At 67.0% G+C, this 22186-nt stretch carries 25 protein-coding genes; 15 read left to right on the top strand and 10 right to left on the bottom strand.

Annotated elements, in window-relative coordinates; translation table 11 throughout:
- The first annotated feature begins 3 nt into the window (after positions 1–3).
- The 7 genes from IPP91_09515 (at position 4) to IPP91_09485 (ending at position 4149) form a co-directional block, all read left to right on the top strand.
- Positions 4–861 (top strand): D-amino acid aminotransferase, encoded by an 858-nt coding sequence (locus IPP91_09515; protein ID MBL0142307.1) that lies wholly within the window; start codon positions 4–6, stop codon positions 859–861.
- A 66-nt stretch (positions 862–927) separates the two neighbouring features.
- Entirely contained in the window at positions 928–1140 is a 213-nt protein-coding gene (locus IPP91_09510; GenBank protein MBL0142306.1) for a DUF493 domain-containing protein, read from the top strand.
- A gap of 11 nt (positions 1141–1151) precedes the next feature.
- Entirely contained in the window at positions 1152–1808 is a 657-nt protein-coding gene (gene lipB / locus IPP91_09505; GenBank protein ID MBL0142305.1) for a lipoyl(octanoyl) transferase LipB, read from the top strand.
- An 8-nt stretch (positions 1809–1816) separates the two neighbouring features.
- Positions 1817–2770, top strand: a complete 954-nt coding sequence (gene lipA / locus IPP91_09500) for a lipoyl synthase (GenBank protein MBL0142304.1) — start codon at positions 1817–1819, stop codon at positions 2768–2770.
- Complete coding sequence (locus IPP91_09495; protein MBL0142303.1) at positions 2767–3189, top strand: DUF4124 domain-containing protein; 423 nt, start codon at positions 2767–2769, stop codon at positions 3187–3189. Before lipA ends, IPP91_09495 begins: the two co-directional genes overlap by 4 nt.
- Positions 3190–3201: 12 nt before the next feature.
- Entirely contained in the window at positions 3202–3651 is a 450-nt protein-coding gene (locus IPP91_09490) for a DUF4124 domain-containing protein (protein MBL0142302.1), read from the top strand.
- Positions 3652–3726: 75 nt separating this feature from the next.
- Positions 3727–4149 (top strand): hypothetical protein, encoded by a 423-nt coding sequence (locus IPP91_09485; GenBank protein ID MBL0142301.1) that lies wholly within the window; start codon positions 3727–3729, stop codon positions 4147–4149.
- A 59-nt stretch (positions 4150–4208) separates the two neighbouring features.
- Here IPP91_09485 and IPP91_09480 read toward each other — a convergent pair whose 3' ends face one another.
- The gene (locus IPP91_09480; protein ID MBL0142300.1) at positions 4209–5810 is read right to left on the bottom strand and encodes a malate synthase A; all 1602 of its coding nucleotides are present in this window, start codon (positions 5808–5810) and stop codon (positions 4209–4211) included.
- 142 nt (positions 5811–5952) lie between these two features.
- On the opposite strand from IPP91_09480, the gene IPP91_09475 reads away from it, so the two are divergent.
- Positions 5953–6855, top strand: a complete 903-nt coding sequence (locus IPP91_09475; protein MBL0142299.1) for a LysR family transcriptional regulator — start codon at positions 5953–5955, stop codon at positions 6853–6855.
- A gap of 127 nt (positions 6856–6982) precedes the next feature.
- Here the strand turns inward: IPP91_09475 and IPP91_09470 are convergent, their stop codons facing one another.
- Entirely contained in the window at positions 6983–7741 is a 759-nt protein-coding gene (locus IPP91_09470; GenBank protein ID MBL0142298.1) for a response regulator transcription factor, read from the bottom strand.
- Positions 7738–8691, bottom strand: a complete 954-nt coding sequence (locus IPP91_09465; GenBank protein ID MBL0142297.1) for a histidine kinase — start codon at positions 8689–8691, stop codon at positions 7738–7740. Before IPP91_09465 ends, IPP91_09470 begins: the two co-directional genes overlap by 4 nt.
- Before the next feature lie 93 nt (positions 8692–8784).
- Between IPP91_09465 and argH the strand changes: the two genes are divergently transcribed.
- Positions 8785–10191 carry an argininosuccinate lyase gene (gene argH / locus IPP91_09460; GenBank protein ID MBL0142296.1) on the top strand — a complete coding sequence of 469 codons (1407 nt, stop codon included), beginning with the start codon at positions 8785–8787 and terminating at the stop codon, positions 10189–10191.
- Positions 10192–10211: 20 nt separating this feature from the next.
- Here the strand turns inward: argH and IPP91_09455 are convergent, their stop codons facing one another.
- Together IPP91_09455 and cyaY are read right to left on the bottom strand one after the other, a co-directional pair.
- The gene (locus IPP91_09455; GenBank protein MBL0142295.1) at positions 10212–10739 is read right to left on the bottom strand and encodes a MarR family transcriptional regulator; all 528 of its coding nucleotides are present in this window, start codon (positions 10737–10739) and stop codon (positions 10212–10214) included.
- A gap of 188 nt (positions 10740–10927) precedes the next feature.
- The gene (gene cyaY, locus IPP91_09450) at positions 10928–11239 is read right to left on the bottom strand and encodes an iron donor protein CyaY (protein ID MBL0142294.1); all 312 of its coding nucleotides are present in this window, start codon (positions 11237–11239) and stop codon (positions 10928–10930) included.
- A gap of 34 nt (positions 11240–11273) precedes the next feature.
- On the opposite strand from cyaY, the gene IPP91_09445 reads away from it, so the two are divergent.
- A complete protein-coding gene (locus tag IPP91_09445) occupies positions 11274–11387 on the top strand; it encodes a lipoprotein (GenBank protein MBL0142293.1) in 114 nt (37 codons plus the stop codon).
- 32 nt (positions 11388–11419) lie between these two features.
- Entirely contained in the window at positions 11420–12631 is a 1212-nt protein-coding gene (gene lysA / locus IPP91_09440) for a diaminopimelate decarboxylase (GenBank protein MBL0142292.1), read from the top strand.
- A 130-nt stretch (positions 12632–12761) separates the two neighbouring features.
- Here lysA and IPP91_09435 read toward each other — a convergent pair whose 3' ends face one another.
- The 5 genes from IPP91_09435 to aroE form a co-directional block, all read right to left on the bottom strand.
- Entirely contained in the window at positions 12762–13295 is a 534-nt protein-coding gene (locus tag IPP91_09435) for a hypothetical protein (GenBank protein ID MBL0142291.1), read from the bottom strand.
- A gap of 169 nt (positions 13296–13464) precedes the next feature.
- Positions 13465–13986 carry an RNA 2',3'-cyclic phosphodiesterase gene (thpR, locus tag IPP91_09430; protein ID MBL0142290.1) on the bottom strand — a complete coding sequence of 174 codons (522 nt, stop codon included), beginning with the start codon at positions 13984–13986 and terminating at the stop codon, positions 13465–13467.
- Positions 13987–13989: 3 nt separating this feature from the next.
- The gene (mgtE, locus tag IPP91_09425) at positions 13990–15441 is read right to left on the bottom strand and encodes a magnesium transporter (protein ID MBL0142289.1); all 1452 of its coding nucleotides are present in this window, start codon (positions 15439–15441) and stop codon (positions 13990–13992) included.
- Positions 15442–15537: 96 nt separating this feature from the next.
- Entirely contained in the window at positions 15538–16233 is a 696-nt protein-coding gene (mtgA, locus tag IPP91_09420) for a monofunctional biosynthetic peptidoglycan transglycosylase (GenBank protein ID MBL0142288.1), read from the bottom strand.
- On the bottom strand, positions 16230–17036 hold the full coding sequence (aroE, locus tag IPP91_09415) for a shikimate dehydrogenase (protein ID MBL0142287.1): 807 nt from the start codon (positions 17034–17036) through the stop codon (positions 16230–16232). The genes mtgA and aroE overlap by 4 nt, the downstream gene beginning before the upstream one ends.
- A 330-nt stretch (positions 17037–17366) precedes the next feature.
- On the opposite strand from aroE, the gene glnA reads away from it, so the two are divergent.
- The 4 genes from glnA to ntrC all read left to right on the top strand — a co-directional run bounded on the left by glnA (position 17367) and on the right by ntrC (position 22127).
- Entirely contained in the window at positions 17367–18776 is a 1410-nt protein-coding gene (gene glnA / locus IPP91_09410) for a type I glutamate--ammonia ligase (protein MBL0142286.1), read from the top strand.
- Positions 18777–18974: 198 nt separating this feature from the next.
- Complete coding sequence (locus tag IPP91_09405; GenBank protein ID MBL0142285.1) at positions 18975–19547, top strand: DUF4124 domain-containing protein; 573 nt, start codon at positions 18975–18977, stop codon at positions 19545–19547.
- A 145-nt stretch (positions 19548–19692) separates the two neighbouring features.
- Complete coding sequence (locus tag IPP91_09400) at positions 19693–20709, top strand: PAS domain-containing protein (GenBank protein MBL0142284.1); 1017 nt, start codon at positions 19693–19695, stop codon at positions 20707–20709.
- Positions 20710–20726: 17 nt separating this feature from the next.
- Positions 20727–22127 carry a nitrogen regulation protein NR(I) gene (gene ntrC / locus IPP91_09395; GenBank protein ID MBL0142283.1) on the top strand — a complete coding sequence of 467 codons (1401 nt, stop codon included), beginning with the start codon at positions 20727–20729 and terminating at the stop codon, positions 22125–22127.
- Positions 22128–22186: the final 59 nt, after the last annotated feature.

Below are 22186 nucleotides of genomic sequence, written 5' to 3'. Positions count from 1 at the left end.
GCCATGACTTCCCCCATCGCGTACTTCAACGGCGCGCTGCTGCCCCTCGATGAGATCCGGATCTCGCCGCTCGACCGCGGCTTCCTCTTCGGCGACGGCGTCTACGAAGTCGTCCCCGTCTACGGCGGCAGGTTCCTGCGCGCCCGCGAGCACTTCCAGCGGCTGCAGCGCTCGATGGACGAGATCAAGCTCGCCAACCCGCACACCGTCGATGAGTGGATCACCCAGGTGAACCGGCTCCTGGCCCACCATCCCGGCGACCAGTCGGTGTACATCCAGGTCACGCGCGGCGCGGCGCCCACGCGCGACCACGTCATGCCGAAGGGACTCGTCCCCACGGTCTTCATGATGGCAACCCCCCTGCCCACGCCCTCGCGCGAGATGGTCGAGAAGGGCGTGGCCTGCGTCACCGCGAGTGATTTCCGCTGGGAGAAGTGCCACATCAAGTCCATCTCCCTCCTGGGCAATGTACTCGCGAGGCAGATTTCGGCCGACGCTGGCGCCGCGGAGACGATCCTCTTCCGCGACGGCTTCCTCACCGAGGCCGCAGCCGCCAACATCTTCATCGTGAAGGACGGCGTCGTGGCTGCCGCGCCGCAGGACAACCATATCCTCCTGGGCATCACCTACGAGCTCCTCAGCGAGCTCGCGCGCGAGGGCAAGGTCCGCTACGAAATCCGCCCGATCCCGCTGGCCGAGGTGCGCGCAGCCGACGAGATCTGGGTCACGTCCTCGACGAAGGAAGTGCTCGCGGTCACGTCGCTCGACGGCAAGGCGGTCGGCGCCGGCGTTCCGGGGCCCGCCTTCCGGCGGATGCACGCCCTCTACCAGGACTACAAGGCGAAGCTCGCCGCCCGTTAAGTGGAAGCGGACGGCCCCGGGGCGAAGCCCCTCCTCGCGTTTCCGACCCCGTTTCCGATCAAGGTGATGGGACGGCGCGAGGAAGGATATGCGCAGGCCATCCTCGAAGTAGTGATGCGCCACGCGCCCGATTTCGAGCCGGCCACGATGGAAATGCGCCCGTCGAAGGCGGGCACCTACCTCTCGCTCACCGTCACCATCAACGCGCGCTCGCGCGAGCAGCTGGACGCACTGTACAGGGACCTGTCCGGCCACCCGATGGTGAGGATGGTGCTCTGAGAGACGGGGAAATGAATCCCACGCCGCATGGCCAGCGGGCCGGAGTCGGGGCTCGCCACGAGCCGGCCATCCGCGCACTCGGGCGCGCGGAATACGAGCCGGTGTGGCGGGCCATGCAGGCGTTCACGAAGGCGCGCGACGCCGCCACCCCCGACGAGCTGTGGTTCGTCGAGCACCCGCCGGTGTTCACCCTCGGCCTCGCCGCGAAGCCGGAGCACGTGCTGGACGCGCAATCGATCCCGGTCGTGCGCATCGACCGGGGCGGCCAGGTGACGTACCACGGCCCCGGGCAACTGGTTGCCTATGTCCTGCTCGACCTGAAGCGCGCGGGACTCGGAGTGAAGGATCTGGTGCGGCGCCTCGAGCAGTCGGTGATCGAGGTTCTCGCCGGGTACAACATCGCCGGCGAACGGCGACCGGGCATGCCGGGCGTCTATGTGAGCGGCGCCAAGATCGCGGCCATCGGGCTGCGCGTGTCCCGCGGCTGCTCCTTCCACGGCGTCGCGTTCAACGTGAATGCCGATCTCGCGGCGTTCTCCCGCATCAACCCGTGCGGCTATCCGGGGCTCGCGGCCACGCGCCTGGCCGACCTGGGCGTGCGTGATACGATGGCCGCAGTGCAGCAGCGCTGGCAGGCGACCCTTCTCGACGCGCTCTTCGCTCCCTGATTCCCGCCATGGCCGACACCCGGACTCCCGAGAGCAAGCTCGACGCGAAGCGCGCCGGAAAGACCGCGCGCATCCCCATCAAGGTGGTCGCGTCCGAGCCCCTGCGCAAGCCCGACTGGATCCGCGTCCGCGCCGGGGGCGGGGAACGCTTCCAGGAGATCAAGAAGATCCTGCGCGACGCGAAGCTGAACACCGTCTGCGAGGAAGCTTCCTGTCCCAATATCGGCGAATGCTTCGGCCACGGCACCGCCACGTTCATGATCATGGGCGACCTGTGCACGCGCCGCTGCCCGTTCTGCGATGTCGCCCACGGGCGCCCGCAGCCGCTGGACGCAGACGAGCCCCGCCACCTGGGCGAGACGATCGCCGCGATGAAGCTTCGCTACGTCGTGATCACGAGCGTCGACCGCGACGACCTGAGGGACGGCGGCGCGCAGCATTTCGTGGACTGCATCCGCGCCGTGCGCAGCCTTTCGCCCGCGACCCGGATCGAGATCCTCACCCCCGATTTCCGGGGCCGCCTCGACCGCGCTCTGGCCATCCTGGCCGCGGCGCCGCCCGACGTGATGAACCACAACCTCGAGACGGTGCCGCGACTCTACGCGCAGGCCCGGCCCGGTTCCGACTACGCGCATTCGCTCCGGCTCCTCGGGGACTTCAAGGCTGCGCACCCCGGGCCGCCCACCAAGTCGGGCCTCATGGTCGGGTTGGGCGAGACGAACGAGGAGATCCTCGCGGTCATGGCGGACTTGCGCGCCCACGGCGTGGACATGCTGACCATCGGCCAGTACCTGCAGCCCTCGAGGAGCCACCTTTCCGTGGCGCGCTTCGTGCATCCCGACGAGTTCCGGATGTTCGAGGTGGCGGCGGCAAAGATGGGCTTCGCCAACGCCGCCTGCGGACCGATGGTGCGTTCCAGCTATCACGCGGACCTCCAGGCACAGGCATCGGGGATCGAATGAGGCCGCGTCCGGTTTTCGTCCTCGCCATCCTGGCCGTCGGCCCCGTTGCGGCATCGGCGCAGACGATCTACAGGTGCGCGAGCCCGAACGGCGCCGTTACCTACCAGGAGACGCCCTGCCCGGCGAAGGGTTCCGAGAAGCGCGTCGACACCACGCACGGCGACGCCGCCGACCCCGTCGCGCGAAAGATGCTGGAGCGCGAGGCCTACCGGGGCGACCCGCTCGCGAGGGAGTTCGTCCTCGAGGCGCGCGAGCGCGAACGGCAGGCGTATCTCGAGCGGCGCGAACGCGAGGAACGTGCCCGCCTGGAGCGCTTGAAGGAATCCCGCCCCGCGGACGAGCCGCCGGTGTGGGATACGCCGTGGGGCTGGCCCGGCCCGCCTGGGCTTGCACGTCCGAAGCCGAAGCCCGCGTCCTGACCGGTGCGGATGATGAGTCAAGCGCACCGGGTCGTCGTGATGGCGCTGGCGATCCTCGCGCCTGCTTCGGCTCATGCCCAGGAAGTCTTCCGCTGCGCCTCTCCAGACGGCAAGGTCACCTACCAGCAAGCGCCCTGCCCGAAGACGGACGAGGGGCGCCGGATCGATGCCACCCCCGCGAACACGGACTACGACCCTGCGCAGCGCGAGCGCATCCTGAAGCAGGGCGAGGAGGCGGGCCGGAAACTGGAAGAGCGGGCGGCGCGCGAGCGCGAGGAAGCCCGCCTGCGCGAGGAAGCCCGCCTGCGCGAAGCGCAACTCGAGCGCGAGGCGATGGAGCGCGAGGCGGCCCGGGAATCGCCCGTATACGTCAGGGGGTTCCCGGGCAATGGTCCGTATCCGCCCATCCGTCCGCCGGTAAGGCCGCTGCCGCGCCCGACGCCTCTACCCGCCACTCGATAGCGGGCGCTTGCCGGGTTCTCCCGCCCGTCCCGGTGCCTTGCAACCGTGCGCGTTGCCTGCGAGCATCCTCGGCAAATGGACATCGCGTCCCGCATCGGCAAGGTTGGCTTCCGCAAGTGGTACGAGCGGCAGCTCATCGACAGCCACCTCTCGTTCACGACCTGCTTCCTGTCGGGAATCACGGTCGCGGCATGCCTGGAGGCAGTGGACCTCGCCGAGTTCGGCTGGAAGCCGATGTCGCTCCTCGTGATCGTCTTCGGCGCAGCCGCGCTGGGCTGGTATTCCTGGCGCCGCTACATAGAGGTGCTCGAGCGCGCAGAAGCCTACGGCAGCCGCTCGACCTGCCCCACCTGCACGACCTACGGGCGCTTCGAGATTCTCGCCTCGGGGCACACGACGCAAGAACCCTACCTGGACCCGCAGGACACGGCGCTGCCCTACCCCTGGCTGCGCGTGCGCTGCCGCAAGTGCGGCACCGTCTGGCGCATGCCGGACTAGCGTCGCCTGGAGAATTGCGCCCCCTCGTCTTCAGGGGGGGGAGCCGGGTGAAGTCCGGTTCAGGCGAGGGCGCGATAGGCGGGCAGCGTGAGGAACTCCACGTAATCGTCGGAAGCCGTGATTTCCTCGAAGAGCTTCGCGCCCTGCGCATACTTGCCGGCCGCGTAGGCCTCGGCACCCACGATGGAGGGTGTCTTCTTCAGCTCGTCCACCAGGATCTCGTGGAATAGCGCCTTGGTCACCTTGCGGCCATCGGCCAGCACGCCCTTGGGCGAGCGGATCCACTGCCACACCTGCGAGCGCGAGATTTCCGCGGTGGCCGCATCCTCCATCAGGTTGAAGATCGGCACGCAGCCGTTGCCGCCCAGCCAGGAGCCGATGTACTGGATGCCCACCTGCACATTGTTGCGAAGCCCCGCCTCGGTGATGGGCGCCTCCGGCCTGAAGTCGAGGAGCTCCTTCGCGCTCACGTGCACCTCGGGGTGCTGCTTCGTGTACTGGTTCGGCTGCGGCATGTGCTCGTCGAACACCGCTTTCGCGATCGGCACCAGGCCAGGGTGAGCGACCCAGGTGCCGTCGCATCCGTCGGTCACCTCGCGCAGCTTGTCGGCGCGCACCTTCTCCATGGCGGCCTCGTTGGCCGCCGGGTCGTTCTTGATCGGGATCTGCGCGGTCATTCCGCCCATGGCCGGGGCGTTGCGCCGGTGGCTGGTCTTCACGAGAAGCAGCGCGTAGGCACGCATGAACGGCGAGGTCATGGTGACCTGCGCACGGTCCGCAAGGCAGAAATCGGGATGGGAGCGGAATTTCTTGATGCAGGAAAAGATGTAGTCCCAACGGCCGATGTTGAGCCCCGCGGAATGATCGCGCAGCTCCCACAGGATCTCGTCCATCTCGAAGGCGGCGACGACGGTCTCGATGAGGACGGTGGCCTTGACCGATCCGTGGGGCACGCCCAGTTCCTTCTGCGCCACCGTGAAGATGTCGTTCCACAGGCGCGCCTCGAGGTGCGACTCCATCTTCGGCAGGTAGAAGTACGGGCCGCTTCCGCGCGCAAGAAGCTCCCGCGCGTTGTGGAAGAAGTAGAGCGCGAAGTCGAAGATGCCGCCGGCGACGGGATTGCCGTCCAGCAACACGTGCTTTTCGTCCAGGTGCCAGCCTCGCGGGCGGGGAAAGAGGACGGCGGTCCTCTCGTTGAGCTTGTACTGCTTGCCGTTCTGCTCGAAGGTGATCGTGCGGCGAATGGCGTCGGCGAGGTTCGCCTGGCCCTCGATCATGTTCTCCCAAGTGGGGCAGTTGGCGTCCTCGAAATCGGCCATGAAGGTGGAGGCGCCTGAGTTGAGGGCATTGATCACCATCTTCCGGTCGGTCGGCCCGGTGATCTCGACGCGGCGATCGAGAATGTCTTCCGGCTGGTCGGCGACCTTCCAGTCCGAGTCGCGCACGGACTTCGTGGAAGGCAGGAAATCGGGCATCTTGCCGGCGTCGAACTCCTTCTGGCGGGCGGCGCGGGCGGCCAGCAGCTCCACGCGGCGCGAGCCGAACCGGCGCAGCAGCCTGGCCGCGAATTCGAGGGCAGCGGGAGTCAGCACGCGGGCGTGTTCGGGCCGGAGCGCGGCCGTGATTTCCATTCCTGCGGGCAGGACGATCTGGGTATTCATGGTTCACCTTTCCGGGGCTTCGGGACGCTCGACGCCACTTTCGGCCGGTGGGCAATCCCGTTGTTGACACAACATTTTATTATGTCACAAGGATGGCGGTAATCGCCCGCATCTGCAAAAGGTCTTATACTTCCAGTCGACCATGGACAAGTTCAAGGAATTGACGACTTTCGTCGATGTCGCCCAGCGCAGCAGCCTGTCCGCGGCTGCGCGCGAGGAAGGCATCACGCCGGCGATGGTCGGCCGCCGCATCGACCAGATGGAAGAGCGCCTCGGGGTCAAGCTCTTCAAGCGCTCCACGCGCAAGGTGACCCTGACACCGGAGGGTGCCGCGTTCTACGAGGACTGCCACCGGGTCCTCGAGGAGCTGCGCTCGGCGGAAGACGCGCTCACCGTGGGTGCCAAGAGCGCGGCCGGGCGACTGATCGTCACGGCGCCGACCGCCTTCGGCCGCAAGCACATCGCCCCGCACCTGCCCGGCTTCCTCGCCGCGCACCCGAATCTCGCCGTCCAGCTGCACCTGTCGGAGCGCCTCGTCGATCTCAAGAACGAGCGCTTCGACCTCGCCATTCGCATCGCCGACCTGAAAAGCGCCGACCTGGTGGCGGTGAAGCTTGCGCGGAACCACCGCGTCGTGTGTGCGTCGCCGTCGTACCTCAAGCTGGCCGGCCGGCCGGGGAGTCTCACCGACCTGGCACGGCACAACTGCCTCGTGACCAGCACCGAGGACGGGGTAGCCGACACCTGGTCGTTCCACGATCGAGGCAAGCCGGTCACGATGAAGGTGAGCGGAAACCTGCAATGCAACGACGGCGAAGTGCTCACGCGGTGGGCCATCGCCGGCGAGGGCCTGGCATTTCGCAGCGCCTGGGAGGTGAGCGAGGAGGTGAAAAAGGGCCGCCTCGTGTCCGTGCTCGACGAGTTCGCGGTGCCCGGCAACAACATCTACGCCGTCTTCCCCGAGCGGCGGCTGCTGGCCGCGAAAGTCCGCTTCTTCATCGAGCACCTCAAGAAGGCCTTCGGCGATCCGCCGTACTGGGAGTAGACCGTCAAGGCACCCGGCGAGGGGCTCCCTTGGAGGATCGCCGGCAAGCCGCCGACGGTCGCGGCCGACACGCTGCAACATCAACCATTCCCGATGGCCAAAGGAGGCCGCCCGGTGATGATCGAAGTCAGCGGAACTCCTTCACCACGTGCTGCTGGCGACGGCTCACCGCGAGGCGCTCGCCGGTCCCGCGGATGACGACCGCCCATCCGGACTCGCTTTCCTGCGCGTTGCGCTCGAAACCCTCGACGGCCGCGCGCGCCACGAGGCAGTTGCGATGCACGCGCACGAAATCCTCCCCGAACTCCTCTTCCAGCCGGGTCAGGGATTCCTCGACGAGGAACTCCCGGGCGACCGTGCGGATAGTCACGTATTTCAGCTCCGCGCGCAGATAGAGGACGTCGGCCAGCGCGACCAGGTGGATCTTGCCGCGTTCGTGAACGCTCAGGTGCCTGCGCGGCAGATTGGCCGCGGCCGCAAGAGACTCGCGGCTGGGCGCCGCCGCCAGGGCCTTCCGGAGCGCGGCGAGGAGCCGCTCCACCCGGATGGGCTTGAGCAGGTAGTCGATCGCATTCACCTCGAACGCCTTGATCGCGTAGGCATCGAAGGCGGTCGTGAAGATGATCCCCGGTGGATGGGCCATGCCCGCGAGGTGGCGCGCCGCCTCCATGCCGTCCATCTCGGGCATCCGGATGTCGAGAAGCACGATATCGACCTTCTCCCGGCTCACGATCTCCAGCACCTCCCTCCCGTTTCTCGCCTCGTCCACGAGGACAAGCGGGAAGTCGGCGCGGCAGTCGTCGAGGAGGTCGCGAAGCCGGGCCCGGGCCGGGGCCTCGTCGTCGGCGACCAGTACGCGGGGGATGCGGGCGTCGGCGATCGTCATCGGGGGGCGGTGATATAGGGCAGGCGGATGATCACTTCGTAGGTCCCGTCGGACACCTGCGACTGCATGCTCGCTTCGGCGTCGAAGTGCAGCTGCAGCCGTTCGCGGATGTTGGCGAGCGCCATCTTGTTGCCCGCATGACGGTCACCGGAAGCGTGGAACGGGTTGGTGAGCCGGATGAAGAGCTCCTCGCCGACGGCCCTGACCTCGATGGCGATCTCCCCGCCCGCCTCGATGGGCTCGATGCCGTGATAGACCGCGTTCTCCACCAGCGGCTGCAGGAGCATGGCAGGGACGAAGGCGTCTTCGGGCATGCCCTCCACGCGCCAGGCGACGCGCAGCCGGTCGCCGAGCCGCAGCTCCTCGATGGCCAGGTACTGGCGGGCAATGCCGATCTCGTTCGCGAGCGGCGCAAGTGCGCGATTGTCGGCCATCAGCACGCGGAACATGTCCGCCAGATCCTCGAGCGCCCGTTCCGCGCGCTTCGGATCGGACCGGATGAGCGAAAGGACGGCATTGATGCTGTTGTAGAGGAAGTGCGGCCGGATTCGAGCTTGCAGCGCCTGGATGCGAGCCTGCGCGATGGCGGGCGACAGGGCCCGGGCGCGCAGGTCGAAATAGGTGAGGAGGATGCCGGTCACGAACAGGACGAAGAAGGCCACACGGGCGAAGGAGCCAGGCGCCTGGTCGGGAAACATGTTGCCGAAGACCTGCACCCAGGCCCAGGCGAGGCCGAGCTCGAGCGCCGTCACGACCACGAGGGCCACGGAATAGCGCAGGGAATGCAGGATGCGGCGGCCCGCACACAGCAGCGTCAGGGAAACGATGAGAACCGGCTCCGCGAGCGCCGCTCCCACAAGGAACTGCCCGCCCAGGTCGGCGAGCTGCCGGGACCGCAGCGCGCCAGCGGCCAGCACGAAGAGGTTGGCGATGACGATCACGCGCAGCATCACGCCCAGGTTGCAGAAATTCGGCAACCGGATGCCCGCTCCTGTCTGATTTATACTCGGCACGCCGCCATTCTCTCCAACGCCGCTGACTCCATGCAACAAGATGACCCCGAGACCGGCGCTCAATCGCCCGGAAAGGCCTGGTCCGGCCGGTTCGCCGAGCCCGTCGATCGCCTCACCCAGCGCTACACCGCCTCGGTCTCGTTCGACCGCCGCCTCGCGGAGTTCGACATCCAGGGCTCGCTCGCCCACGCCCGCATGCTCTCACGCTGCGCAATCCTGCCCAAGCCCGACCTCGAGGCGATCGAGCGCGGCCTGGCGCAGATCGCCGCCGAGATCCGCGCAGGGACGTTCGACTGGTCCGTGGCCCGGGAGGACGTGCACCTCAACATCGAGCACCGCCTCACCGAGCTGGCCGGCGATGCCGGCAAGCGATTGCACACGGCCCGGTCCCGGAACGACCAGATCGCGACGGACATCCGGCTTTGGCTTCGCGCGGAGATCGACTCCCTCCTGGCGCTGCTCAAGGCAGTCCGCACGCGCCTTCTCGACCTCGCCGAGGCAAACGCCGCCGTGGTGATGCCCGGATTCACGCACATGCAGGTCGCCCAGCCGGTGACTTTCGGGCACCACCTGATGGCCTATTTCGAGATGTTTTCCCGCGACGCGGAGCGCCTGGCCGACTGCCGTCGCCGCGTGAACCGCCTGCCGCTGGGCTCGGCAGCGCTCGCGGGCACCAGCTTCCCGATCGACCGGGAATCGGTTGCCGCCGAGCTCGGATTCGACGGCCTGTGCGAAAACTCGCTGGATGCGGTGTCGGACCGGGACTTCGCCATCGAATTTCTCGCCGCCGCCGCGATCGCCATGGCGCACGTCTCGCGCCTCAGCGAGGAGCTGGTGCTGTGGATGAACCCGCGGTTCGGCTTCGTGGACATCGCCGATCGATTCTGCACGGGCTCCTCCATCATGCCGCAGAAGAAGAACCCGGACGTCCCAGAGCTCATGCGCGGCAAGACGGGCCGGGTCTACGGCTCCCTCGTGGCCCTTCTCACCCTGGTCAAGGCGCAGCCGCTCGCCTACAACAAGGACAACCAGGAGGACAAGGAACCGCTCTTCGACGCCGCCGATACCCTCGCCGACACCTTCACGATCCTCGCCGAGATGCTGGGCGGCGTGACGGCGCGTCCCGACCGGATGCGGGAGGCGCTCGCGGAAGGTTTCGCGACCGCCACCGACCTTGCCGACTACCTCGTCCGCAAGGGCGTGCCATTCCGCGACGCCCACGAGATCGTGGCCCGCGCGGTGCGGGAGGCCGAGATCACGGGCAGCGACCTGTCCCGGCTCTCGGTGGAGCAGTTGAAGGTGTTCTCACCGAAAATCGACGCCGACGTGTTCGAGGTCCTGACTCCGGAAGGCTCCGTCGCCTCGCGCCGGCACATCGGCGGAACGGCCCCCGAAACGGTCCGCGGCGCGATTCTGCGGGCACGGGCAAAGCTCTAGCCCGCCCGGGCCGCGGGTGTTCACTCCGCCTCGCGCTTGGCCTCGAACAACAGGCAAAGGCGCCGGGTCTCCGGGCCGGAGAGCCGGTCACCCATCAAGCCGCACCGGAAGATGCGCTGCGAGAGCTTCTGGCAGTGGGCGCAGTCGGTGCACTCGCCGAACATCGCCCCCTCGTTGTCTTCCTGGAAGGTGGCGAGCGTCTCGCGAAGTGCCGAGGTGGCGTTGCGGATTCGGTTGGGGCTGATGTTTCGCGTGGCGTTCTGCCAGGGGAGCGCGGGCTGGGCCTCGTAGAGGAGCTGCTCGCCGGAGGTGGAAAGGCGCAGCCGCACGACCCGCCGGTCGATGTCGTCCTGGTACCGCTCGATGAGGCCCCGCCGGTCCAGGATGAGGAGCGTCTGCGAGACCGTGCCCTTGGTGAGCCCGAGGTAGGCCGCGAGCGCCTGCGGGGTGTTGGAGTACCGGTTTGCCCTGCTAAGATAGACGAGCGAGTGCAGGTGGACGGGCTGGAGGTTTTCGTCGGCCCCCGCCCTGCGCAGTTCCGAGCGCATGAGATTCGCCAGGCGCTCGACCAGTTCCAGCAGCACCAATGGGTTCTTGTCCACCGATTTGCCTCCTCGCGCCCCGCGCGCACGCCCAATTAGTATCGGGTCGATACGACAAAGTCAAGGATTTGCGCGCCCGCCATATCGTGTCGGGTCGATACCTTATCCGGATCTGACCTTCGAAAGGCGCCGGGTCAGGCGAAAAGCAGCTCCTCGCCCGCCTGCGCCCGCGAGATTTCCCGGAGAGAGGCGAAGAGTTCGGCACCCGACCGCGTGTCGCGCCAGGCGCCTTCCTTCCAGGCGAAGTGGAAGCCCCCCGAGCGCGCCGCCACCCAGATCTCGCGGTTGGGCGTCTGGCGATTGACGATGATCCGGCTGCGGTCGGGGCATTCCAGCGTGAGGATGCCGACCTCGAGATCGGCTTCGAGCGACTGCGTCGCCTCGGCGGCCCGCTCGATGCGGGCAAGGACTTCATCGACTGCGCGATGGAATTCGCTCTCGTTCATGGGGGGGCGCGAGGCCTGTGCTACGCTCTCGCGCATGATACGCGCACTCGCCTGGATCGCTCTCGCGATCGCCGTCGGCGCCTGCGGCCAGAGAGGCCCGCTCAAGCTCCCCGAGCCGCCGGCGCCGGCCGCCCCCGCCGCCCCGTGAGCACGATCCGCCGCATCGATACGGAGTTGTGGATGGAGGGAGTTCGCCTCGCCGACGTGGCGAATCGCTTCGGCACGCCCTGCTATGTGTATTCCCGGGCGGCGATCGAGTCCGCGTGGCGGGCCTTCGACGACGCCCTCGCGGGAACGGACCACCTCGTGTGCTACGCGGTCAAGGCGAACTCCAACCTCGCCGTGCTGGACGTCCTCGCCCGCCTGGGGTCGGGCTTCGACATCGTGTCCGGAGGCGAGCTGGCGCGCGTGCTCGCCATCGGCGGAAGGGCCGATCGCATCATCTTCTCCGGCGTGGGCAAGACCGAGGAGGAGATCCGCGCGGGGCTTGCAGCCGGGATCCGATGCTTCAACGCGGAAAGCGAGCGGGAGCTGGAGCGGCTGGACGCGATCGCGGGTTCCATGGGACGCCGGGCGCCCGTGTCGCTGCGCGTGAATCCCGACGTGGATGCGCGCACGCATCCCTATATCTCCACCGGACTCAAGGGAAGCAAGTTCGGCATCGCGCACGACCGGGCGCTCGCCGCCTACGACCTTGCGTCGCGACTGCCGCACCTGGACGTGATCGGCATCGACTGCCACATCGGATCGCAGATCCTCGACATGGCGCCGCTCGAGGAAGCCCTCGAGCGCGTTCTCGAACTGGCCGCCGCCGTCGTCGCCCGCGGCATCCCCCTGCGCCATGTCGACCTCGGCGGCGGCCTGGGCATCCGCTACCGCGAAGGCGAGGAATCGCTCGACATCGGGCGGTGGTGCGCCGCGGTGGCCGCGCGCCTTGCGGGAAGCGGGTATTCCCTCGTGCTCGAGCCCGGGCGCGCCATCGTCGGCAACGCCGGCGTCCTCCTCACCCGCGTCGAGTACCTGAAGCTCGACACCGGCAAGCGCTTCGCCATCGTGGACGCCTCGATGAGCGAACTCATCCGCCCCGCGCTCTACGAGGCGTGGCACGAGATCGCGCCCCTCGCTGCGCTCGACCGGCCAGCGGCGCTGTACGACGTCGTGGGGCCCGTCTGCGAATCCTCGGACGTGCTCGGCGTCGATCGCGAGCTTGCCATCGCGCCCGGCGACGGCCTGGCCATCCTGTCGGCGGGCGCCTACGGCATGGTGATGAGCTCGAACTACAACTCGCGTCCGCGCCCCTGCGAAGTCATGGTCGACGGCAGCCGGGCCGTGCAGGTGCGCCCGCGTGAGACGATCGCCTCCCTCTACGCCGGCGAGTCCCCCATCGACTGAACGTCGCGGCGCGATGCCGCAAAAACGCGCAACGGTGATGGTATCGACTCGATACCAATGCCGCACCAGTTCGATCAATTAGTCGCCCTTGACACGCCCCAAACCGCTGTTCCGCGGATTTTTTCGCATATCATCCGCTCCACCAAGCTGGCGCATCGATGACAAGAAAGCGTCGCGATGCACCGGAAAGAGCCACCAGGCTTTGCCGTTCGATCGAGAAATCCGAGCGCTTGGTAGTGCCGGGAGCCACGGCGAAGCTGCCGCCCGGCACGGGAAGACTATTCGGTCCAACAATCGAAAGGAGCAACACGATGGCAACCGCGAAGAAGAAACCTGCTGCGAAGAAGAAGGCCGCCAAGAAACCGGCCGCGAAGAAGAAGGTCACCAAGAAGCCTGCGGCGAAGAGGAAGCCTGCGGCGAAGAAGAAGCCCGCTGCGAAGAAAAAAGCGGCGAAAAAGACGGCGAAAAAGAAGGTCGCCAAGAAGAAGGTAGCCAAGAAGAAGCCCGCGGCCAAGAAGAAGAAGGCTGCGAAGAAGCCGGCCAAGAAAGCCAAAAAGAAGCCAGCAGCGAAAAAGAAGGCGGCAAAAAAGCCTGCGATGAAGAAGGCGGCCCCCGCGAAGATGGTTGCCGCGTCGGTCACACCCGTCATCACGCCGCTGATCAAGCCGATGAGCTGAACGGAAGCCCCTGGCTTCCGGGCCCCCACGGCCTGAACCCGAATACGAGGCGCGACCCGGCGGAACGGCTTCGAAAGTTGCCGGAGACACCGAGCGGGGAGCGCCTCGCAAACGGGTGATTGTTTCAGGAAGGTCTTGCGCTGTCCGGCGCGGCCTTCATGTTTTCTCCTCTCCCAGTGGCCATTCGGCGAGGGTTCGGTAGGTGCCTTTCCCTCGCGCCGCCTCCACGAGCGCAAACGCCTTCGGGCACCACGACACCGGCTCGATATCCTGCGGATTCACCGGATCGCGCGTTCGACGGACCAGGGTCAGGTGCGGGGCGAACGGGCGGTCGTCCGGCGAGAACCCGGCCTCCCGGATTGCACGCTCGAGGGCTGCCTGGAGACCCAGCAACCCAGCGGGAGCACGACGGCATCCGGCCCAGACGACCCCGGTGCGCCGGAACTCTCCGATGCGATCGAGCGTGAGTGTGAAGGCGCTGCCTGCCACATCCTGCGCCAGTTGCCTCAACGCCTCGATTCGCGAAGCATCGACCTCCCCGAGGAAAACCAGCGTGAGGTGCAGGTTCCCCTCCGGAACCGGCCGGCCGCCGCAGGCACTCGCCTGCGTCGCAGCCCATGCGGCGAGCGCCGCGCGCGCCGGCTTGGCGGGCCACAGGGCAAAGAAGAGCCGTGCCATTGCCTAGAACAGGAAGATCGTGGCGAGCCCGAGGAAGATGAAGAACCCCATGCTGTCCGTCACGAAGGTGAGGAACACGCTCGAGCCGATGGCCGGGTCGCGCCCGAAGCGGTCCATCACGAGCGGGATGAAGAGCCCGGCGAGCGCGCCCACGATGAGGTTGAGCATCATCGCGAGCGCCATGACGCCGCCCAGGGCCACGTTCCGGTAGAGGAGCCAGGCCACGATGCCGAGCACCCCACCCCAGAAAGCCCCGTTGAGCACGCTGATGCTCAGCTCCTTGACGAGTAGCCGCCGGGCGTTGGCCGCGCTCACCTGGCGCAGGGCGAGCGCACGTACCAGGAGGGTCAAGGTCTGGTTGCCGGAGTTGCCCCCGATTCCGGCCACGATCGGCATCAGGGCAGCCAGCGCGGCAAGTCGCCCGATCGAGTCTTCGAAAGCGCCCACCACGCGGGAAACGACGAACGCGGTGCAGAGGTTGAGGGCGAGCCAGGGGCCGCGGTTCTTCGCCGAGGACCAGACGGACGAGAAGAGGTCTTCTTCCTCCCGCAGGCCCACCTTCGCGAACTCCTGGGTCTCCTGGCGCTCTCGAACGAAGGCAAGCACTGCGTCGACCGTGAGTCGCGCGACCACGCGGCCGTCGGCCGAAACCACGGGGGCGCTCACAAGGTCATAGCGTTCGAAGGCCTTCGCGGCTTCCTCGGCTTCGCTGTCGGGGGAGAACGACACGATCTCCGGATCGAGGAGGGTGGCGACGCGGATCTCCGGGTCGCTCACCAGCAGCCGCTTGAGGGGAAGGATGCCGCGCAGGTGGTCATTCCGGTCGACCACGAACAGCGCATCGGTCTGCCCGGGGAGCTCCTCGTAACGCCGCAGGTAGCGAAGCGCGACCTCGCAGGTCACGTCCTCCCGGATGCTCACCACCTCGAAGTCCATGAGCGCGCCGACGCTCCCCTCGGGATAGGACAGCGCTGATTGCAGCTGCGCGCGCTCGTGGACATCCTGTGACTCGATGATGTCCTGCACCACATCGTGAGGCAGGTCGGGCGCGAGGTCGGCAATCTCGTCGGCGTCGAGATTCTGGGCGGCGGCGACGATCTCGGCCGAGTCCATGTCCGCGAGAAGCGTGTCGCGGACGGCGTCGGAAACCTCGAGCAGGATCTCGCCATCCCGGTCGCTGCGCACCAGCCTCCACACCACGATGCGCTCCTCCAGGGGCAGGCCCTCGAGGATGAATGCCATGTCGGCCGGATGCAGGCCATCGAGCTTCTTCTGCAGATCGACGAGGTTCTGCCGATGGGCCGGGGACAAGGCCGGCCCGGGTTTGCTGCCCTCCTGCTCGCCCTGGCGGTGGGCGAGCGCGTCCACCAGCCGCTGCTTGGCGAGCAGCTTCGACACCGCGTTGAGGTGTTCCTGCGGCGTGGCGGAGCGCAGATTGTCGGCGGACAGGGGCATGGGCGGTCGATCGCGGACCCGGACGGGTCGCCGGTATTCTAGGCCGTGGACCCGGGCTCCGGTGCCTGGATCGCGCGGATTATTTTCGCGCAGGCTTCAGGGGACGTCCGCGGAGTCCATTCGCGCCATGATGATCTGCGTCTTCTTTTCGAGCCACGGCGCGGTTCGGTTGCGGTCATAGAATCGCGGATTGGGGACCATCGCGGCCAGTCGCGCAGCCTGGGCGGGCGTGAGCGCACCCGCGCCCACGCCGAAGTAATGGCGCGCTGCGGCCTCCGCGCCGAAGACGCCGTCGCCCCACTCGATCACGTTGAGATAGATCTCCAGGATGCGGCGCTTGTCCATGACGTTTTCCATCATGACGGTGATCATCGCCTCCTGGGCCTTTCGCCACGGCGTCCTGCTGCCCGAAAGGAAGAGGTTCTTGGAAAGCTGCTGCGAAATCGTGGAGCCGCCCGCGACCACCTTCCCGCGCTGCTGGTTCTTTTCCCAGGCTTTCTGCATCGCCTCCCAGTCGAAGCCCTCGTGGTCGGCGAATTTCGCGTCCTCTGCGGCGACGACCGCCCGCTTGAGGTGAGCCGAGATGCGCGAGTAGGCAATCCATTGGTGTCGCAGCTTCGCCGCGGGACGCTTGTCGCGAAGCCGACCGCGCTGCTCCTCCATGAATGCCGTCGACGTCGGGTCATGGCCGCGCCACCACGCCAGCCGCGCGAGTATGGAAAGCTCGTAGGCGACGAACACCACGGCGAGCGCGAGCGCCCCCCAGCCAGCGAAACGCGCGAAGCGGCTCACGCGGCCCGCAGCGAAGCGATGACGCCCGCCGTGTCCGGGCTGCGTCCCCGCCACAAGTGGAATGATTCCGCCGCCTGCTCCACGAGCATGCCCAGGCCGTCACTTGTCCTTGCCCCTGCGCGGCGCGCGCTTTCGAGGAACGGCCGGGCCGCGCCCCCATAGGCCAGGTCGTAGGCCATCGCGCCGGGCGCGAAAAGGCCGTCGGGCAGCGCCAGGGTTTCACCGCGCGTCGATGTGGAGGTGGCGTTCACCACGAGGTCATATCCACCGCCGATCGCCTCGAGTCCGACACCCTCCACGGGACCCGAATGCCTGAACCGGTCGGCGATCTCGCGCGCCCGTTCTTTCGTCCGGTTCGCCACCACGAGCACAACGGGAGACAACGCGAGCAGCGGCGCCATGATCCCGCGCGCCGCACCGCCGGCACCGAGCACGAGAATGCGCATCCCCGCCAGCGCGAGGCCCAGGTTCACGACCAGGTCGCGGGCGAGCCCTGCTCCGTCGGTATTGTCCCCGAGGACCGTCGCATCGCGACGCGCCAGCGTGTTCACCGCGCCCGCCGCCTCCGCCCGTGCCGTGCGCTCTCCGGCAAAAGCGAATGCATCGACCTTGAACGGAAGCGTCACGTTGGCGCCTCGTCCGCCGGAAGCAAAGAATTCGCGGGCTGCGCGCGGAAAATCCCCCGGTTCGACAAGAAGCCTTTCATACGTCATGACCGCGCCCGTTTCGCGGGCAAAACGCGCGTGGATCTCCGGCGAGAGGGAGTGCGCGACGGGATTTCCGATGACGACGTAACGGTCCATTGATTCCGGAGCGATTCTTGATCCAGGCGAAAAGCGGGCATTGCGCCCGGCGCCATGATAGCTGTCGGAAGATGCCCGTCGCGATTCCTATATATAGTGATCGTTCAAAAAGGAACCCGGCATCCGATTGCACAATTATGGTGCGGACGCATACCGGATGCACCGTAAGCGTGCGCCGTTACCGGCCTGACCGATTCAAATCATTGTAAATCAATAGCTTGAAAGCCAAGTCTCGTGGCATGCTTTCTGCTATTCCATGGGCTCCAACCGTTAATCTATCCGATCCATTCCCCATTCTGGGGCGTCATCCCTCAACCAGGAGAAAGAGTCATGGCAGCGGCCGATGTCTTCAAGATGATCAAGGAAAACGAGGTCAAGTTCGTGGACCTGCGTTTCACCGACACGAAGGGCAAGGAACAGCACGTCACCGTGCCGGTCAAGATGTTCGACCAGGACAAATTCATTTCCGGCCACGCGTTCGACGGTTCGTCGATCGCGGGCTGGAAGGGCATCGAGGCCTCGGACATGCTGCTCATGCCGGACCCGGGTTCCGCGCGCATGGACCCGTTCATGGACGAATCGACACTCGTCCTGTCCTGCGACGTGCACGAGCCGTCCACCGGCAAGGGATATGACCGCGATCCGCGATCGCTCGCGCACCGCGCCGAGGCCTACCTCAAGTCCACCGGCATCGGAGACGTCGCTTATTTCGGTCCGGAGCCCGAGTTCTTCATCTTCGACGCGGTCGAGTGGAAGGTGGACATGTCGGGCTCCTACTGCAAGATCTTCTCGGAGGAGGCTCCCTGGTCCACCGACGAGAAATTCGAGGGAGGCAACCTGGGCCACCGCCCCTGCGTGAAGGGCGGTTACTTCCCGGTGCCCCCGGTCGACGCACTGCAGGACATCCGCTCGGCGATGTGCCTCGCGCTCGAGGAGCAGGGCGTGGAAGTGGAAGTGCACCACCACGAGGTCGCCGGCCCCGGCCAGTGCGAGATCGGCACGAAATTCGAGTCGCTGGTGAAGCGCGCCGACTGGTCGCAGATCCTCAAGTACACCGTGTGGAACGTCGCGCGCTCGTATGGCAAGACCGCGACCTTCATGCCCAAGCCCGTCGTGGGCGACAACGGCTCCGGCATGCATGTGCACCAGTCGATCTGGAAGGGCGGCCAGAACCTTTTCGCCGGCGACGGCTACGCGGGCCTGTCCGACTTCGCGCTCTACTACATTGGCGGCATCATCAAGCATGCTCGCGCCCTCAACGCCATCACGAACCCCGGCACGAACTCCTACAAACGCCTGGTTCCCGGCTTCGAGGCGCCCGTTAAACTTGCCTATTCGTCGCGCAACCGCTCGGCTTCGATCCGCATCCCGTTCGTGACCAGCCCGAAGGGCCGCCGCATCGAGGTGCGCTTCCCGGACCCGACCGCCAATCCCTACCTCGCGTTTGCCGCGATGCTGATGGCGGGCCTCGACGGGGTGCAGAACAAGATCCACCCCGGCGACCCGGCCGACAAGAACCTCTACGACCTTCCGCCGGAAGAGGACGCGAAGATCCCGACCGTGTGCTCCTCGCTCGACCAGGCGCTCGACTACCTCGACAAGGACCGCGAGTTCCTCACGCGCGGCGGCGTCTTTTCCAACGACCTCATCGACGCATACATCGCGCTCAAGCAGGAGGAGGTCACTCGCTTCCGCATGACCACGCATCCGGTCGAATACGACATGTACTACTCGGCCTGACGCGTCGCGGGGCTAACACCGGACAAGGGGCGGCCCCGTCCGCCCCTTTTCTTTTTCGCCGCGACGCCGCAGCTTGTGGTCGGCGCGACGCCAAACCACAACGTATGGGGCATTTTCCGGCTAGGCCTTTGATCTTGTTGACTTTTTCGATGACCGCTCCCTATCCTGATCCTCCCCTGTCGCCTGTGGGAGTGCGTGATGAAAGCGCTCTGGATCGGTGTTGCAGTAAGCCTTGCCTCGCCGTTGGCGTTCGCGCAGACGACGATCTACAAGCACGTCGACGAGAGCGGGCGCGTGACCTATTCGAATCGCCCGATGAAGGGCGCGACCGTGCTGGACCTCGAACCACTGAGCACGATCCAGGGAATCGCGCCCCAGGCGGGCAAGGCACCCGACAAGCAGACCGTCAAACCCTCCGTCGCCGTGGTGACCCCGCGGCAGCTTCCGGTGACCGTCGCCTCGATCGATCGGAATACCCAGAAGGGACGCGACGACGTTCGCCGCAGGATTCTCGAGGACGAGCTCGTCCAGGAGGAGAAGACCCTCGGGGAAGCGCGAAAGGCCCTCCTTCAGGAACAGCAGAATCCGACGCTCATTGCCGCAGTGCGCATCGCGCAACAGACTCAAGAGCCGACTCCCGCGCAGCAGGCGGAAATACGCGCGAACATCGATCGCGCGTCCGGACGCATCCGGGGGTTGCAGGCCACCGTCGCCGAGCACGAGAAGAATATCGAGGCGCTCAAGAAAGAGCTCGGCGCGCTCAAGCCCTAGCCTCGCGCAGTCTCCCCTTCCGGCATCCCCCTTCTGCCGACGCGCCAGCACGCTTCGCTGGCGCGACCATTGGCAATCGCCTCCGGAGCAGGCCAGCGTGACGACGCCGTTTCCGGGGCTCGAGCTGCTCGCTACCGCCGTGCTGATGCTCGACGAGCACCTCCAGGTGATGTACGCAAATCCCGCCGCCGAGACGCTACTTGCCCACGGCAGGAAGCACCTGCTGGGCGCGGCCGCGGCGAAGGTGTTGCCCGGCAACGAGCGGTTCCTGGAGCTCCTCGCGCAAGCCGTGGCGGACGATACGGGCTTCAACGAGAACGAGCTCAGCCTCGAGCTGGGCGGCCAGGCCGTGACGGTGCAATGCGTGGCCGTGCCCGTCGATGAGGAAGGCGCCAGGCTCCTCATCGAACTGCATGAGCTCGACCAGCAGCTGCGCATCGCACGGGAGGCCAAGCTCCTCGAGCAGCAGCAGGCCAACCGGGAGCTGATCCGCAACCTCGCGCACGAGATCAAGAACCCCCTGGGCGGCATTCGCGGCGCGGCGCAGCTCCTCGAACGCGAGCTTCCGGAACCCGACCTGAAGGAGTTCACGCAGGTGATCGTGAAGGAAACGGATCGCCTGCAGTCGCTCATGAACCGGATGCTCACGCCGCATCGCCTCCCCCAGATCGAGATGCTCAACGTGCACGAGGTGATGGAGCGCGTGAAGACGCTGCTGACGGCCGAAAATTCCGGCGGACTCGTGATCCGCCGCGACTATGACCCGAGCCTGCCGGACCTGCCGGGGGACAAGGAGAGCCTGATCCAGGCGATCCTCAACGTGGCCAGGAACGCCGCGCAGGCGATGGCCGGTCGAGGCGAGATCCGCTTCCGCACCAGGATCACGCGCCAGGCAACGATCGCCAGGACACGCTACCGCCACGCGGTGGCGATCGAAATCGAGGACAACGGCCCGGGGGTGCCGGACGAACTCGCAGGGAGGATCTTCTTCCCGCTGGTGAGCGGCCGGGACGGCGGCACCGGGCTCGGGCTCCCGCTCGCGCAGAACTATGTTCACCAGCACCATGGACTCATCGAGTTCGAGAGCTCCCCGGGGCGGACGTGCTTCACGATCCTCCTGCCCGTTCGCAGCGTGGAGCAAGCCGGGCTCGTGCCCCAATGACAATGGAAGGCGACGAAATGAACCCCGTCTGGATCATCGACGACGACCGCTCGATCCGCTGGGTCTTCGAGAAGGCGCTCACCCGCGAAGGCATCGACCACCGCACCTTTGCCACCGCCCGTGAGGCGCTCGACCTCCTCGACACGCAGTCCCCCCGGGTCGTGGTGAGCGACATCCGCATGCCGGGGCTCGCGGGGATCGAGTTCATGCAGGCGTTCAAGGAGCGCCTGCCCACGACGCCGGTGATCATCATGACGGCGTATTCCGACCTGGAAAGCGCGGTGGCCGCCTTCCAGGGGGGCGCGTTCGAGTACCTGCCGAAGCCCTTCGATGTCGACCACGCGGTGGAGCTGATTCGCCGAGCCCTGGAGGAGAGTCGCCGGCGGGTCGAGGCGCCGCCGGCGGACGGCGATACGCCCGAGATCCTCGGACAGGCTTTCGCGATGCAGGAGGTCTTCCGCGCGATCGGCCGGCTGTCGCAGTCTCACGCCACCGTCCTGATCACCGGCGAGTCCGGCACGGGCAAGGAGCTGGTGGCGCGTGCGCTGCACCGCCACAGCCCCCGCGCCGGCAAGGCTTTCATCGCCATCAATACGGCCGCCATCCCCAAGGACTTGCTCGAGAGCGAGCTCTTCGGCCACGAGCGCGGAGCGTTCACCGGGGCACAGGCGATGCGCCGCGGCCGCTTCGAGCAGGCCGAGGGCGGAACGCTCTTCCTGGACGAGATCGGCGACATGCCGCAGGACCTGCAGACGAGGCTCCTGCGCGTCCTTTCGGACGGACAGTTCTACCGCGTGGGCGGCCATACGCCGATCACCGCAAGCGTGCGCGTCATTGCGGCCACCCACCAGGATCTCGAGGCGCGCGTGAAGCTGGGCCTGTTTCGCGAGGACCTGTTCCATCGCCTGAACGTGATCCGCCTGCGGCTTCCCAGCCTTCGCGAACGCCGCGAGGACATCCCGGTACTCGCCCGTCACTTCCTGGCGAAGAGCGCGCGCGAACTCGGCGTCGATGGCAAGCGCCTCACCGACGCCGCTGTCCAGTTCCTGGCGACGCGCGACCTGCCCGGCAACGTGCGCCAGCTCGAGAACCTCTGCCACTGGGTCACGGTCATGGCGCCGGGCCAGGTCGTCGACGTGGCGGATCTTCCTCCGGAGATACGCGGCGAGGTTTCCGCGGCCGCAGCCCCGGACGATGGCGGATGGCTCGGCGCGCTCGAGCGCGAAGTCGCGGCGCGCCTGGCGCGCGGCGAGACAGGCATCGCGCCGGCGCTGACGCGCGACTTCGAAACCGCCCTCATCACCCGCGCCCTCGCCCACACCGGCGGGCGGCGAATCGAGGCGGCCAGCCTGCTCGGCATCGGCCGGAACACGCTCACGCGCAAGGTACAGGACCTGAAAATCGACCGCGCCGCCTAGACCTCCCTGCGCGGCATTTGCCCGAAACCGGCCGAACGCAGCGGCTCCTCGACGCGATT

It is taken from the genome of Betaproteobacteria bacterium (assembly GCA_016720855.1).
In the GTDB taxonomy this organism is placed as follows: domain Bacteria; phylum Pseudomonadota; class Gammaproteobacteria; order Burkholderiales; family Usitatibacteraceae; genus FEB-7.
The sequence above is the reverse complement of the archived record's forward strand: the minus strand, read 5'-3'. Positions and strand labels throughout refer to the sequence as shown.

What these genes read in the sequence shown, in the direction of transcription:
- IPP91_09515 (MBL0142307.1), top strand. Translation starts at nt 4, where the DNA reads ATGACTTCCCCCATCGCGTACTTCAACGGCGCGCTGCTGCCCCTCGAT.
- IPP91_09510 (MBL0142306.1), top strand. Translation starts at nt 928, where the DNA reads ATGGGACGGCGCGAGGAAGGATATGCGCAGGCCATCCTCGAAGTAGTG.
- lipB (MBL0142305.1), top strand. Translation starts at nt 1,152, where the DNA reads ATGAATCCCACGCCGCATGGCCAGCGGGCCGGAGTCGGGGCTCGCCAC.
- lipA (MBL0142304.1), top strand. Translation starts at nt 1,817, where the DNA reads ATGGCCGACACCCGGACTCCCGAGAGCAAGCTCGACGCGAAGCGCGCC.
- IPP91_09495 (MBL0142303.1), top strand. Translation starts at nt 2,767, where the DNA reads ATGAGGCCGCGTCCGGTTTTCGTCCTCGCCATCCTGGCCGTCGGCCCC.
- IPP91_09490 (MBL0142302.1), top strand. Translation starts at nt 3,202, where the DNA reads ATGAGTCAAGCGCACCGGGTCGTCGTGATGGCGCTGGCGATCCTCGCG.
- IPP91_09485 (MBL0142301.1), top strand. Translation starts at nt 3,727, where the DNA reads ATGGACATCGCGTCCCGCATCGGCAAGGTTGGCTTCCGCAAGTGGTAC.
- IPP91_09480 (MBL0142300.1), bottom strand. Translation starts at nt 5,810, where the DNA reads ATGAATACCCAGATCGTCCTGCCCGCAGGAATGGAAATCACGGCCGCG.
- IPP91_09475 (MBL0142299.1), top strand. Translation starts at nt 5,953, where the DNA reads ATGGACAAGTTCAAGGAATTGACGACTTTCGTCGATGTCGCCCAGCGC.
- IPP91_09470 (MBL0142298.1), bottom strand. Translation starts at nt 7,741, where the DNA reads ATGACGATCGCCGACGCCCGCATCCCCCGCGTACTGGTCGCCGACGAC.
- IPP91_09465 (MBL0142297.1), bottom strand. Translation starts at nt 8,691, where the DNA reads ATGCTGCGCGTGATCGTCATCGCCAACCTCTTCGTGCTGGCCGCTGGC.
- argH (MBL0142296.1), top strand. Translation starts at nt 8,785, where the DNA reads ATGCAACAAGATGACCCCGAGACCGGCGCTCAATCGCCCGGAAAGGCC.
- IPP91_09455 (MBL0142295.1), bottom strand. Translation starts at nt 10,739, where the DNA reads ATGCGCTCGGAACTGCGCAGGGCGGGGGCCGACGAAAACCTCCAGCCC.
- cyaY (MBL0142294.1), bottom strand. Translation starts at nt 11,239, where the DNA reads ATGAACGAGAGCGAATTCCATCGCGCAGTCGATGAAGTCCTTGCCCGC.
- IPP91_09445 (MBL0142293.1), top strand. Translation starts at nt 11,274, where the DNA reads ATGATACGCGCACTCGCCTGGATCGCTCTCGCGATCGCCGTCGGCGCC.
- lysA (MBL0142292.1), top strand. Translation starts at nt 11,420, where the DNA reads ATGGAGGGAGTTCGCCTCGCCGACGTGGCGAATCGCTTCGGCACGCCC.
- thpR (MBL0142290.1), bottom strand. Translation starts at nt 13,986, where the DNA reads ATGGCACGGCTCTTCTTTGCCCTGTGGCCCGCCAAGCCGGCGCGCGCG.
- mgtE (MBL0142289.1), bottom strand. Translation starts at nt 15,441, where the DNA reads ATGCCCCTGTCCGCCGACAATCTGCGCTCCGCCACGCCGCAGGAACAC.
- aroE (MBL0142287.1), bottom strand. Translation starts at nt 17,036, where the DNA reads ATGGACCGTTACGTCGTCATCGGAAATCCCGTCGCGCACTCCCTCTCG.
- glnA (MBL0142286.1), top strand. Translation starts at nt 17,367, where the DNA reads ATGGCAGCGGCCGATGTCTTCAAGATGATCAAGGAAAACGAGGTCAAG.
- IPP91_09405 (MBL0142285.1), top strand. Translation starts at nt 18,975, where the DNA reads ATGAAAGCGCTCTGGATCGGTGTTGCAGTAAGCCTTGCCTCGCCGTTG.
- IPP91_09400 (MBL0142284.1), top strand. Translation starts at nt 19,693, where the DNA reads ATGCTCGACGAGCACCTCCAGGTGATGTACGCAAATCCCGCCGCCGAG.
- ntrC (MBL0142283.1), top strand. Translation starts at nt 20,727, where the DNA reads ATGAACCCCGTCTGGATCATCGACGACGACCGCTCGATCCGCTGGGTC.